The organism is Planctomycetota bacterium (genome assembly GCA_016125255.1).
Taxonomy (GTDB): Bacteria; Planctomycetota; Phycisphaerae; order Phycisphaerales; family Zrk34; genus RI-421.
Map to the genome: position 1 here is coordinate 1 of WGMD01000037.1, position 12,089 is coordinate 12,089.

Annotated in this window: 13 protein-coding genes; 5 read left to right on the forward strand and 8 right to left on the reverse strand. The window is 57.9% G+C overall.

All coding sequences use genetic code 11. The features are described 5' to 3' along the window. The first annotated feature begins 177 nt into the window (after window positions 1–177). From GC162_20390 to GC162_20405, 4 genes are all read left to right on the forward strand, one after another. The gene (locus GC162_20390) at window positions 178–1,905 is read left to right on the forward strand and encodes a hypothetical protein (GenBank protein MBI1371000.1); all 1,728 of its coding nucleotides are present in this window, start codon (window positions 178–180) and stop codon (window positions 1,903–1,905) included. Window positions 1,906–2,019: 114 nt separating this feature from the next. Then, entirely contained in the window at window positions 2,020–2,892 is an 873-nt protein-coding gene (locus GC162_20395) for a hypothetical protein (protein MBI1371001.1), read from the forward strand. Window positions 2,893–2,979: 87 nt separating this feature from the next. After that, window positions 2,980–3,567 (forward strand): hypothetical protein, encoded by a 588-nt coding sequence (locus tag GC162_20400; GenBank protein ID MBI1371002.1) that lies wholly within the window; start codon window positions 2,980–2,982, stop codon window positions 3,565–3,567. 150 nt (window positions 3,568–3,717) lie between these two features. After that, a complete protein-coding gene (locus tag GC162_20405) occupies window positions 3,718–5,121 on the forward strand; it encodes a hypothetical protein (GenBank protein ID MBI1371003.1) in 1,404 nt (467 codons plus the stop codon). 9 nt (window positions 5,122–5,130) lie between these two features. Here GC162_20405 and GC162_20410 read toward each other — a convergent pair whose 3' ends face one another. The 5 genes from GC162_20410 to GC162_20430 all read right to left on the reverse strand — a co-directional run bounded on the left by GC162_20410 (window position 5,131) and on the right by GC162_20430 (window position 8,419). Next, complete coding sequence (locus GC162_20410) at window positions 5,131–5,676, reverse strand: hypothetical protein (GenBank protein ID MBI1371004.1); 546 nt, start codon at window positions 5,674–5,676, stop codon at window positions 5,131–5,133. Next, window positions 5,673–6,542: a hypothetical protein gene (locus GC162_20415; GenBank protein MBI1371005.1), complete on the reverse strand. Its 870-nt coding sequence runs from the start codon at window positions 6,540–6,542 to the stop codon at window positions 5,673–5,675. The genes GC162_20410 and GC162_20415 overlap by 4 nt, the downstream gene beginning before the upstream one ends. 21 nt (window positions 6,543–6,563) lie before the next feature. Next, window positions 6,564–7,577: a hypothetical protein gene (locus GC162_20420; GenBank protein MBI1371006.1), complete on the reverse strand. Its 1,014-nt coding sequence runs from the start codon at window positions 7,575–7,577 to the stop codon at window positions 6,564–6,566. Further along, window positions 7,414–7,914: a hypothetical protein gene (locus tag GC162_20425; GenBank protein ID MBI1371007.1), complete on the reverse strand. Its 501-nt coding sequence runs from the start codon at window positions 7,912–7,914 to the stop codon at window positions 7,414–7,416. The genes GC162_20420 and GC162_20425 overlap by 164 nt, the downstream gene beginning before the upstream one ends. 70 nt (window positions 7,915–7,984) lie before the next feature. Beyond that, window positions 7,985–8,419: a hypothetical protein gene (locus GC162_20430; protein MBI1371008.1), complete on the reverse strand. Its 435-nt coding sequence runs from the start codon at window positions 8,417–8,419 to the stop codon at window positions 7,985–7,987. A 138-nt stretch (window positions 8,420–8,557) separates the two neighbouring features. Between GC162_20430 and GC162_20435 the strand changes: the two genes are divergently transcribed. After that, entirely contained in the window at window positions 8,558–8,869 is a 312-nt protein-coding gene (locus GC162_20435) for a hypothetical protein (GenBank protein ID MBI1371009.1), read from the forward strand. 115 nt (window positions 8,870–8,984) lie between these two features. On the opposite strand, the gene GC162_20440 is transcribed toward GC162_20435, so the two are convergent. From GC162_20440 to GC162_20450, 3 genes are all read right to left on the reverse strand, one after another. Continuing rightward, on the reverse strand, window positions 8,985–10,532 hold the full coding sequence (locus GC162_20440) for a glycosyltransferase (protein MBI1371010.1): 1,548 nt from the start codon (window positions 10,530–10,532) through the stop codon (window positions 8,985–8,987). A 5-nt stretch (window positions 10,533–10,537) separates the two neighbouring features. Beyond that, window positions 10,538–11,521 carry a hypothetical protein gene (locus GC162_20445; protein MBI1371011.1) on the reverse strand — a complete coding sequence of 328 codons (984 nt, stop codon included), beginning with the start codon at window positions 11,519–11,521 and terminating at the stop codon, window positions 10,538–10,540. Further along, on the reverse strand, window positions 11,454–12,089 hold a 636-nt coding region (locus GC162_20450; protein MBI1371012.1), incomplete at its 5' end, for a hypothetical protein. The genes GC162_20450 and GC162_20445, both read right to left, overlap by 68 nt.

The window sequence follows — 12,089 nt, forward strand, 5'->3', positions numbered from 1 at the left end:
CGTGCCGAAATATTTATAACCATATCCACATGTTCGTTGCTCTGAGCTTCTCCGAGGGCAGTCTTGAATGATAAATGCTATTGATCCGCGAACAGATTATCGCTATCTTCTGTACGTAATCTTGTGGGGGCGAGAATTCCCTGGTGGCGTAGTGAAGCGATCCGGAGGCATAGATACATGATCGTCGAAGCGATGGATGTCCGAAGCGATCGGCGTGCGATCTGCATGCGATGTGACAATTATCGCGGCGGGGATGACCGGATGGCGGTTTGCAGCGCGACCGGTGTATCAATCTCTTTCACACATGGACAGTGCATCTTGGGAAAATGGCGCGGGTTGAAGCGGCAAATCGAAGCGAAAGATGAGCAGGTTGCCATTCAGCAGGATTTGTCCGTGATGGATCAAGATTCACCGGTCCGCAGGACGGCTGAGTCGGATATTGAAACTGCAGTGCTGCCACAAGGGGATGAGCATGTTCAAACAACCGGCGTTGCTGCGAACCAAACGGCCTCATCGTCGAATCATGACCTTTATCGATATTTTGATCGCGTCGTCGTGGTGAATCTTCGTCGCCGACCGGATCGATTGGCCCAATTGGAAAAGGCGTTGGCTGATTGCGATTGGCCGTTCCGCAGGCCTGAACGATTTGATGCGATCGACGGCGGCAGCGGCAAGGTTCCGGCTCCCATCGGCTGGACGGCGGGAGGCGGCGCTTGGGGGTGCATGCAGTCCCATCGGCAGGTACTCGAGCGGGCGATCATGGATGACGTGGGATCGTTGCTGGTTTTAGAGGACGATGTCTGCATGCGACCGACGTTCCGGGAGGATATCGAGCGATTTCTGTCGGCAGTGCCCGATGATTGGGACCAGTTGATGCTCGGTGGTCAGCACATCAACAATACGCCTAATCAGGTCAAGCCCGGTGTGGTTCGTTGCACGAACTGCCAGAGGACGCACGGCTACGCCGTTCGGGGCAAATACATGCGGGATCTGTACCGCAAATGGTGCTCTAGTTCCGGCCACTGCGATCATGTCATGGGGCCGTTCCAGTCGGCCTATCGAGTTTATGCGCCCGATCCGTTCATCTTCGGTCAAGATCGCACACGCTCCGATATCAATGGGGCGATCAATGCCAAGAAGTTCTGGGTGCCGCCGCCGCCGGGTCTTCCTGTGGTTGTCTTGCGGGCACCGCGCGAAGTGGCCGAAGCACTGCGCAGTTACGGCTTCCATACAGGTTACACGCGGGATTCTCAAACCGATATTGATGTGGGGCTGCGGGACATTTTCCGGGAACAGACAACTGCAGACGGCATCCGAGCAAAGCTGCGCGATTGGATCAATATGATTCAATGGGAGGTCGCCAGCGAGGAAGCAATGGTTTGCACCGTCTGGCACCCCAAGGCGACGGTCGATCTGGTGCGGGACTGTACCGATGGAGCCGTCTTCGAGATGGTCGCGAACACGGTCGAAGAGGCGCTTGCCGCAATGCCTACGGGATTGCGGATCAATCGGAAGCATGGCTGCCGTTTAGACCGTGCGGTTGTGTTGTTGCGGGCCCCTCGGCACGTGGTGGAGGAACTTCGCCGCCACGGTTTCCATACCGGCTTTTGGCGAGATTCCGAAACCGACATCGATAACGGGCTGATCGACGTCTTCAATTCTCCGCTAGAGCAGCAAGCGTCAAAATTGCGCGACTGGTATGACTGCGTTTCGAAGGAAGCCGATGCCATTCATAACGGCGTTGTGGCGATTTGGCATCCAGAAGCAAATGTGGACCTGGTGGCTGAGGCGATCGCTGATCAAAAGATCAGGGTGGTTGAGATCGAGACACAGACGGCAAGCGATGCACTTGCGCGATGGGAGGCGTGGCAATCGACGACCGGGGCCCTGCACGTGGCCATTTGATATGGCAGGCAGAAACCGGCTTCTATGAATATCCTGCAACAGACGCGTATCGTTGAACAAGCGACCTGCTACGTGTTCATGATTGTCGCCCCCTAATGTGTTGCGGTTGGTGAAATGAGCGGAGGCCTGAGACCGGCCAAACGTGCGTCTATGAGCGAAACGATTTATGCAGCCGTGTCGATTTTTGACAATCTGGAGATTGTTCCGCATTTTCTTCGCCATTATACGCGGCTTGGAGTGAACAAGATCGTCTTGTCTGTGCGAGGCAAGAGCCCAGAGCTTGCGGAGTCGGTTGCCAAGATCGCTGTCGATTATCCTACCGTCGTTCATTTCACCCCCGCGCAGTATTTTGACTGCATGGAGCGGTTCGGGGTTGAAAATGAACTGCTCAGACGAGAGGGCATGCAAGACGACAACTACGTGCTGCATCTGGACTTGGACGAGTTTCATGAATACCCGGCCCCGCTTATCGACATTGTTCGACAGATGAATAAGGCCGATGCCTGGGCGGTCAGGGGCTGGATGGTTGACAGGGTCGCCGCGGATGGCGTGCTGCATCCGATTCGCGACGAACCTTGCATTTCTGAACAATTTCCGCTGGCGGCCGATATCACAAAGTCCATTTTGGCCGCCCTAAATCAGAAAATTATGTTGTGTCGCGGGCGGGTGCACCTTAACAGCGGAAAACACGACACGTTCAACGCGTATTACGACCGTGTGCCGCTTGGGTTCACGGAACAGTATCGCGTGCATCATTTCAAATGGATCGACGGTGTCATTGAAAGATTCGAACAGCGAATTACTGAACCGGGAACAGCTGATGGATACAAAAATGAATGTCGATCATTTATAAAATACTACCGCACGTATGGTAGAGTGGACTTGTCGCATCCTTGGCTCAATGTCCGTCATTTGGGGGCTTTCGCCTACCATGATGCGTCTCGCAGCAATCGCACCACGATTCAGGAAAAACCGTCGAAAGCGTAACAGCCCGTGGAACAACGCCATCGTTTGTGGTACGCTCGTAATTGCTCAGGCAGCCATACATATCATCCCTGCTGAGGACATATCGTCATGTCTCGACGCCATGCGGCCCTGTCGGTCGTCATTCTCCTATGCACCAGCCTTTTGATGGCGGGTGACGATGCGAACAACCCTTACGAGTTGACAACCATCGCTGCGAAGCAGGCATGGGTTAGTCTGCAACGCGATCTTAACAAGTTGGATCGGCAATATGAACGGGATCGCAAGTCGCGGATGAACACAGCAGTAGCTGATCTTGAACGCGCGAAAGCCAAAGCCGCGCAGGCCGCCAATGCGGATGAGATCGTTCGGATCAACAAAGCGATCGAAGGGTTGAAAGCCGAGCACGCGGATGAAGAAGAAAAAGAAGACGGCTCCTGGCTCGCGGGCACACAGTGGAGATTGGCAAGGGACGGGCGTTGTGTCCTGACGCTCAAAGCGGACCATAGCTGTGAAGTTTCGTGCGCCTGGAAGGGCACGTGGCGCGCGACCGGACCTCAATCCGTTACCATTACAACAGACGACGGCGGAATGAGGGTGTTCACGTTTTCCGTGCTGAAACGGCATGCCATTGAAGAGGCTCCGAGAACAGATGAAGCCGGCCTGTGGAATCGAATCGGCGTGAAACGGGCTCCATAAGCGTATCGATAAGACACCCGGAGCGTGGCGACAGCCGTTCAGCCCGCACGTCTTGCGGCGTCGGCTGAATAGAGGAACCTCCCACCGCGCCCCGACGACTACGGATCGATCGCCGAGCTTTCCCGCGCCCAAAATTAAGGCGGTGATTAAATGCTGACGCTGTATACGAACTATTTTACGCACGCCAGCGCGGCCCGTCGGGCCGACCTGGACTTTTGCTTTTCCAGGAATCTGGAGAACCCGTGGATCGACCGGCTTGTCGTCATTTCCCAGGCGACCCCGGAGGAGATCGCCAAGTTCAGCACCAACCCGAAAGTTGTCGTGGTCAATCTCGACTGCGGCAAAAACCCGTATCGGAGGCCGACGTTCCGAAACTATTTCGACCTCGTGAACCAGTTCACAACGTCCCCGAACGACCTGAACATCGTGGCCAACAGCGACATCTACTTCGACGATTCGCTGGCGATGATTCAAGGGCTCGACCTGAACAACGTGTGCCTTGCGCTGACGAGGTGGGAGCACAGAGACAACGGGGAACACGTGTTGGAAATCCACGAAGACTGGAGCCAGGACGCCTGGATTTTCCAAGGCCGCGTCAGGCCGATGGGCCATCTGGATTTCCCCATGGGCATATGGGGCTGCGACAACCGTTTGGCCTGGCAGCTCTACCGTGATGATTACCTCGCTGCAAATCCGTGCTTCGACGTCAAGGCGATCCATATGCACGCATCTGGTGTCCGATTTAATGGGACGCGCGTCGAAGGCCCCACGGATACCGTCGGGCGATGTTCCCTGGCGGACTGCGGACTGCATCGTGGCACGCCGGATTCCGGTGTGATCTCGTTCAGCCTTTGGGGCGATAAGCGTCACTACCTATGGGGGGCCGTCGCCAACGCCAAACTGGCAAGACATGTGTACCCCGGCTGGACGATGCGGGTTTACCACGATGAGTCGGTGCCGAAGGACATCTTGCAGACGCTGTTCAAACTCAAGGTCGATCTGGTTGAAATGCCGCCGAATCGGGGCATCTCAGGTATGTTTTGGCGGTTTTTAGCGGCCGCAGATCGCGGTTTCTCGCGGTGGCTGGTCCGGGACTGCGACAGCCGGCTGACCTATCGGGAACGGGCGGCGGTTGACGAGTGGGTTCGAAGCGGAGCCCCGTTCCATGTCATGCGGGACCATCCCGACCATGCGGCGCCCATCCTGGGGGGAATGTTCGGCGGCACATCGACGAGCGTACCGCAGATGCCGGATTGGGTTGAGGCATGGGCCGCAAAAGATTGTTACGGACAGGATCAGGATTTCCTGAAAGCGATTGTATGGCCCAAAGTTAGGGCGACCGCACTGGTGCATGACGCATTCGCGGAAACATATACGGATCTGGTCCGGATGTTTCCTACGCCACGGGAGAACTATCATTTCGTAGGCGAGCGGTGCGATGAGGATGAGCATTGGCACCTCGGCAACAGAAAAAAACTGATGGTTGCGGAGGCTCGACGGCTTCGAATCGACCCGGGGCGACGCTTGGCGTCGCCCATCGCACCGACGCGGTAGAGCGGCTTGTCAGCTCCCGGCGAGAAACCGGCAATCTTCATGGTTGCTCACCACGGTTGTGCGGGTCGTATCAGGCGAATCCCAGCGGTGTTGAAATTGCCGAAGCAGCGGCTCGTAATAGTATCGGGTCACGGGAATGATTTCGGTGTCATGCACGACGATGAAGTCCGCCTGCGCGCCATGTTGCTCGTCGAGGAAAGCGGCAATCGAAACCAGGCGACCGGATACAGGCGTTTGATCCACCAGAACCGCGCCCCATTGTTCGGCCTCGTATCGGAGTTGGTTCCAGTCAGGGTAGCCATGATACGACAACGGACACGGCTTCACCTGATAGTGCTCGTGCTCCAGCTTTCGGATCTTCTGAATCCATGAGGGCACGGGCTCGTAGCAAACGACTTTGCGACATTGTTCGCGAGCAAAGCGGGATAGCGCAGAACTGGAATGCACGCCACCGCCCAACTCCAAAATTGGACCAGACGTCCGAGCCGCACACGCCAATAGATACTTGAGGTGGGTGCCCCATTCGCCCCCGTCTGGCAGGATATTGTCGCTCATCGAATATCTCCAAGAATCACGGACCACGCCTCAAGCGCCACCTGCTCCCGCCGGCGGTTGTCATCCAACTGGGCCTGAGACCGCTCCGCGTAGTCACCCAGGCCGGAAGCGCACTTGAATGTGTAGAAATCCGAGAGCTTGATCTGCTTGATGTCAGGGTACGGCGAGTCAGGAAACCAGCTACGCTGTTGAAAGTAGCCGCCGGCGGCCAGCGTGTCCAGCGACGGAAACACCATGGGGATGCCCGCCCACGCCCGCTCGAACCACGACATGACACTGAAATTGTACGGCCGCTCGTGCACCGCGTCGTAGCGGACCAACTGGTCCCATGTCCACGGCCTGGGCAGCTCGTGCGCTTCGCCAGCACCACCCACCCACCGGTGCATGACATAGCGGCAGAGGCTCTCGATGTGCAGGGGCCGACGGCCCACGGCCGCGTGGGTGTACTCCACATCGTACCGATTGTTCGCCACCAGGATCACCTGGTCGGAGCGGAGCAGTTTCTTCAATCGGTTCAGCAGGAGCGGCTTGTTCTCGAACGGATGTTCATACCGGGTTGAGTTGACGACGACGATGGGCTTGTCGAACCGCTCATACAGCAATGCGAAGCTGGGTGTGTGCGTTACAATGAACCCGTCGTACCGTTTGAGAGAATCCGCGTACCGGTCCGCCCACAGGCTGATGGCCTTGTCGTCGAGGTGCCGGTAGCCGGGATTGTCCAGCGGTGGCATTGATCGCTTTGTCTTATCCGCGAATCTTGTGTGATCCGACATGCTGATGTCATCCACTTCATGCCCGAGCGACTGAAATATATCAGCCACGTCCCGGATCACGCTGATATGTAAGTCTAAGTTGAAGAACCTCATGGTGGTGTTTCCTGGTTGCCTTTACTGCTGCTCCGCGATACGGATGAGTTCTTCTTTGATCCGATGCACCAGTTCTTTGGGCTGGCAGTAACGCTTGAAGTACTCCGCACCAGCTTTCACACTCCGTGGTTGAAGCTCCCCGTTCCATTCATCTTCGGCCACGATCGCCATTCCATCCCAGTCAATATCGTTGCAATGAGCAAATGGCAACACGCGATGATCCTTCCAGACGTAGATCGGTACGCTGCCGGCTGCGAACGCCTCGAACAACCGATAGCTGGTCGGGCCAGCGCCCCGTGGGGCAAGAACATACTCCGACTCCTGGAGGATCTGGAAATACTCCTCAAACGGCAACGGTATCTTGGTGGCATGCCCGGTATTCACTTTCACAACAGATCCGTCCGGCAGTTTGTTTATGCTCCGCGATCGGACACCGCGATAATCAGTGTACTGATTGATAGTTCCGACAAAACTTGCAAGGTGCTTCTTGGCACGTAACTCGGGCGACCGGTTCAATAGCGCTTCGTGCACCAGCGGAATCACCACGTCACCCGCCGCTGTATCAATGAAAGTGATCCTCTTGGTCCAAGGGGCGCGTCGCGCCTCCCCCAGATGCTGAAATCCGATCATCGACAGCGTATAGTATTTCACGCCCGGCTCGACGGCTTGCGACAACCACTCGATCGCCTTTGGCCAATTCGGCACGCCAAGCGTCGCCCAATAGATCGGGATGTACACCACCCCAGGGACCGCCAGTCCATTCGCGTGAGCGAACCGCTCGAACCACCCACCCGGAACGGCCCCATGGTTTGCAAACAAGGATCGGGGCGGGCGAAGGTCGGCCGGCACGCTGAGTTCGTGAGGGAACATATCAATCTCCGCGGGCTTGCATGATCGCCAGCCCTTTGTGTGGGGCGCGTTTGTCTCCTTCCGATGGCGTCGACCGTACGACGTCGAACAAGTCATAAATCGCCGCATATTCCATACGGTCCTTGTCGTGCAGCACGACATAGCCGCCTTGTTTGAGATACCCATGGTCCACCACGGCTTGGGCGCAGGCCACGCGATGTTCCCCGTCGATCAGGATTATGTCGTAGGGCGCATCCAACACTGGCTTGAACACATATTCGTCCCAACTTTGCGCGAGATGGATCGTCACATTCGCCGGTTTGTTCCGACAGCACCTCTCGTACCAATCGGCCTTGCTCTCTACGGCGACGAGCTTGCCCACACGAGCAGCCAACCACATTGTCGATTCGCCGCACCCCCACTCTAACACGTGAGCGTTGGGGAACAACAGATCATCCAACACCTTGAGTTCGTGCGGGCGGTAGCTCCACTCTGACAGCCACGGGTACGATTGATCCTTCATGATGCCGCCTCAGAACGCATGGCCATAAGCTGTATCCCGTCGATCGCACCTATCATTTTGTAAGCCCTCCTCATTCACGCGATTCAACTCGATTCTGTAATCGCACAACATATCGTGCCGCTTCAACCTCGGTGTTGTTGAACATCGGTGCCCACGGCCTGCATCTTCTTCGCCCGCTTGAGTGTCTGCGTGTCGTCGAGGATGAAGTAGACGCGCTTGTCACGCACGCCCAGTCGGTCGAGCCGACGCAGCGTATCCAGGGCATCTCGCGGAACACCCACGCCTCGTCCCAACCGCTGCGCCAGAGGAAATCGCCGTGGTTGGTGCGGTACGTGGCGGCGGGCCCGCGCAGCAACTCGATGAGGCGCTTGAGAGTCCCCGCGTGGCTGGTGGTCAGCGCCAGCACGAACTGCCAGAAGTGCCCGTACCCGCCGTAGGTGAAGCAGCCGGCGACGGCACGGAAAAAACGCTTGCTTTTTCGGAACATTTTGCCGATAGTGACCATGTGGTTCCTCCAGCGGTGACGTTGCGTGTCTATAACGCTTATCGTCACGGGAAGCCGCTTTTCATTGATCGGGCAGATCATCGTTGGCCGGGAGATCGGTCAGCTTGAGTAATAATACCACCATCTCGGAGTGCGACCATGAACGCGACGACGCCCGAATTCGAAGCCGAATGCCGAGCGCACTTGGACCGATTCTTCGAAGCTCACCCCGACGCCGCGATCGAGCAACGCGCCCACAAAGCGCTGCGTCTGCTGCGGGCCAGCGAGACGCCGCTCAAAGGCAAGACCGAAGGCTGGGCCGCAGGCATCATCTACGCGGTCTATAACGACGGCTGTTTTCCGTGTGGTGTTCCGCCGCTGCTCAACAGTGAATTTGAGAAGTTCATGGGGGCGACGATGTCGACCATCTACTACCGCGCGGCTCGGGTGAAAGAATTGTTCACGTTCTGAACCGAGTAACAAAACGCCCGGCCGACGCGAGGTCGACACGGGCGCTTCCGGGGGCGATGATGGTGGGGTCATCGTAGCAACAGTGACGGGGTCGTCAATCCTGCCTGTCAAGTCGTCACACCATGCGTTCTTCCGGTGGCTGGCCGGGATGGTGGATGCGAACGAGGAAATTTTCCTGATCCCAACGTGACGATTCCTGAGCGAGCATCTTGTTCGCTTTGAGAGTCTGGCTGCGATCGCGGTGCTCTACAGCAAAGTTCCGGGTCCGATCATCGTTGTCGTGATCGATGTGGCGCACCGTGTCGGTGCTCAGTTTGTTCCAGCGCCAGCCGGCGTCCTCCATGCGGTGGTGCATATCGGAGTCCTCGTGGCCCCAACCGACCATGTTCTCGTTGCATCCGCCGAAACAATCCCAATCGGCCCGCCAGAAAAGACCACTGCCGCCAAGGTTCTGACCACCTTGGGCATAGAACATACGCTCGGCCATCGGATGTTGAGCAAGAAAATCATCCGCGAGAATCTGCACGTCGCAGTCGATCATGCAGATCAAAGCATGTCGCGCTAACCGCATCTTCAAGTTTTTGCTTTTTGCCTGGTGGAAGTGCCGCTGGGATTCGACGAGTTCGACGTACACGATCGTGCCGTCCTGGTGCTCGTCGACAATGTCTCGTAACGGTGGCGTGCTCGACCAGTCAAGCAGGACGATCTCATCGAAGCCCTTGTTCAGCCATGTCGGCAACGTCTGTCGCAGGTGATCGTGGCGGTTCATGCATGCCGTGACCAGTGAGATCGGCGGTCGAACTGTTGTGGCTGTCCCTGTATGCCGTGGTCGCGGGAAGCGCTGCAGGCGCGAGTGCCGCAGGATTGGTGTTCGCATCATCGCGGGTGTCGACACAAGGCCGCGTTCATATTGTTTCCATTGATCATGAAATCTTGCATCGGATGACCAGGGCTTCTTCTGGCCAGCCCAGTGGAGAATGCGCCAGTCTTCGATTCGTTCATGTCCCATGCCGATGAAGACGTTCCACTCGGGTTCAAGACGCGCGAACTTGCCTTGGGCGTAGAGGGCGCATGCGATCTGATCGTTGACGCCGAAGTCTCGCACCCAGCGTGTCGTCTGCTCGACGAAGGCTCGCTCTCGCAGGCAGGCGAGGTCCATGAGCATGACGCCGGCGTTGAAGCCCGGCCAATCGGGGTCGATCAGGGGCAGGATGCGATCGAAGTTGTCGTGCCGCCAGGATTGAAGCGCCCGTCCGACGGTGCTGAACCCCGGATGTTCGGACGGCCGGGCGAGCAGGCCCTCCGGACCGGTGTCCCGTGGATAGAGGTCGTTCAGATCGTCCAGCACGAGCGTGTCGAGGTCAAGGTAGATTACGCGATCCAAGCTGGGCAGCAGATCGGGCAGCAGCAGGCGATCCATCGTGGCGCGTGTGATGTGGTGGCCGAGGTACAGATGCACACCGTCCATGAACCCGCTGGTATCGATGACATTGATGCACAATGCGTCATTATAGTTGCGCCTTGCCCATTCGATTGCCTCGGGGATATCCCGAACTAACACGTGCACAGTGACGGACCCACTCGTGTGAGCGACGATTGAGTTCAGCAAGGTGGGCAGATGCGGCCAATAGGCCCGGTCCGTGGCGGTTGCGACATGAAGCATGATGGTTAATCCTCCGGAAATGTGCTGATATATCGGGCACAGCGTTCGACTAAATCACACTGCAACGGATTAATAACATGCGTGATTGTGTCCATATGCGCAGGTGCGTGCCACTCGATGTTCCAGCGACCGGCGATGGCGTCGGCGCGCTTGTGCATTGTGAACAGGTGGTCCAGCCCGCTGAGGCGCATCGGCTCATATCGCGGCTCGATCAACACGACGGGCGTACCCATCGCCACACACGGCAGCGCCGCGTGAAGGCGACTGGTCACGACGAGCCGGGCCTGGCGGTACGTCTCCAGCAGTGCCCGGGCGAGAGCGAAGCGTTTGGGTTTGGGGCACGATGCTTCAACGTGATGCGTGACGAAGGTCGTGTTATGGCGGATCGATTCTGGGATGGAACGCCACCAGCGATCGCCGACATTGGCGCAGGTGCGCGCGAATTCACCGGGGCCGAATGGATCAGCGAAGACGACGTGGTCTCTCCGCGGGCCGTCGTATCGCGGGAACGTCAACGTCAGGCAGCCGGAGAAGTATGCCGGGACACCCGCGCGCTCAAGCCGCTCAAGAGTGAAGCGATCACGACAACCAACGGGGCCATGGCGTTCATAGAACTCACGCAAGTCCGGCGAAGTGAAGCGGTCCAACGCGGGGCCTTGCTGGCGGATATGTATCGAAGTCAGAAGTGGCCGAATCTTTTGAGGTGGAGGCCAAGTCGTGGGCCGATACGCCCACCAGCCGTTGCAGATCAACGCTGTGGGATCGTCTGCCCGATATTCATCCAGATGGTCACGATCAAGCAGAGCGTCCACGCGCGGCAGGAACTGAGCGGCGGCGAGCGACTGGATGTCGTCGCCGAGGTTGGTTGTCGAGTAAGTCAGTAGTGCAAAGGGCACATCGATCTCCAGAATATGGCCGATTTCAAGCAGCGAGCCCCTTCTTCGCTTGAATATGGGCGATGGCGGCAGCACGCTGTTCAAGTGAGACAGAGATTTTAAGGTATTTCAGAATTTGATCGACCTGCGGTGCTGGATCAGCCAGCAGATCGTCGTACTCAATCGTCATATAATCGACGCTGTCGAGGAGCGCGGCCTTGCGATCCCACAACCACCGCTGGACCGCCTCGGCCTGCTCATCGCTGATGCGCAGCCAGTCGTTGGACCGGGCGGACCGCTTCTTGAGCGAGGCGATCGATTCATCGAGCGGGCGGTTGACGTGGATGACGCGGAGGGCATCGCCGCAGATCTCTTTCAGCTCGTCGCCCATGGCGCACAGGTGCGGGTACTTGCCGCCGGCGATGGTGTTCTTCCAGTGCGCCTCGCGGCGTTTCTCCTGCACGAACGACGACAGGTCACGGACAAGCTGCGGGCGCGGCACGGCCAGTTCGATCGTCGGGAACGGGTACGCCCGTTCGCACAGGTGCGCCAGCGTGACGGCCTCGAAACCGCCGGCCGGTTCGTAGCCGCCGAGTTTGTTGCCGAGGTGGACGCCGAGATGGTGCAGGACGCCGGCCAGGGCGCTGGAGCCGGATCGGTGCAGACCAATGACGGCGACGAA

Excerpts from the sequence above, each read along its gene's own strand:
- GC162_20390 (MBI1371000.1), top strand. The coding sequence starts at position 178 with ATGATCGTCGAAGCGATGGATGTCCGAAGCGATCGGCGTGCGATCTGC.
- GC162_20395 (MBI1371001.1), top strand. The coding sequence starts at position 2,020 with ATGAGCGGAGGCCTGAGACCGGCCAAACGTGCGTCTATGAGCGAAACG.
- GC162_20400 (MBI1371002.1), top strand. The coding sequence starts at position 2,980 with ATGTCTCGACGCCATGCGGCCCTGTCGGTCGTCATTCTCCTATGCACC.
- GC162_20405 (MBI1371003.1), top strand. The coding sequence starts at position 3,718 with ATGCTGACGCTGTATACGAACTATTTTACGCACGCCAGCGCGGCCCGT.
- GC162_20410 (MBI1371004.1), bottom strand. The coding sequence starts at position 5,676 with ATGAGCGACAATATCCTGCCAGACGGGGGCGAATGGGGCACCCACCTC.
- GC162_20415 (MBI1371005.1), bottom strand. The coding sequence starts at position 6,542 with ATGAGGTTCTTCAACTTAGACTTACATATCAGCGTGATCCGGGACGTG.
- GC162_20420 (MBI1371006.1), bottom strand. The coding sequence starts at position 7,577 with ATGGGTATCTCAAACAAGGCGGCTATGTCGTGCTGCACGACAAGGACC.
- GC162_20425 (MBI1371007.1), bottom strand. The coding sequence starts at position 7,914 with ATGAAGGATCAATCGTACCCGTGGCTGTCAGAGTGGAGCTACCGCCCG.
- GC162_20430 (MBI1371008.1), bottom strand. The coding sequence starts at position 8,419 with ATGGTCACTATCGGCAAAATGTTCCGAAAAAGCAAGCGTTTTTTCCGT.
- GC162_20435 (MBI1371009.1), top strand. The coding sequence starts at position 8,558 with ATGAACGCGACGACGCCCGAATTCGAAGCCGAATGCCGAGCGCACTTG.
- GC162_20440 (MBI1371010.1), bottom strand. The coding sequence starts at position 10,532 with ATGCTTCATGTCGCAACCGCCACGGACCGGGCCTATTGGCCGCATCTG.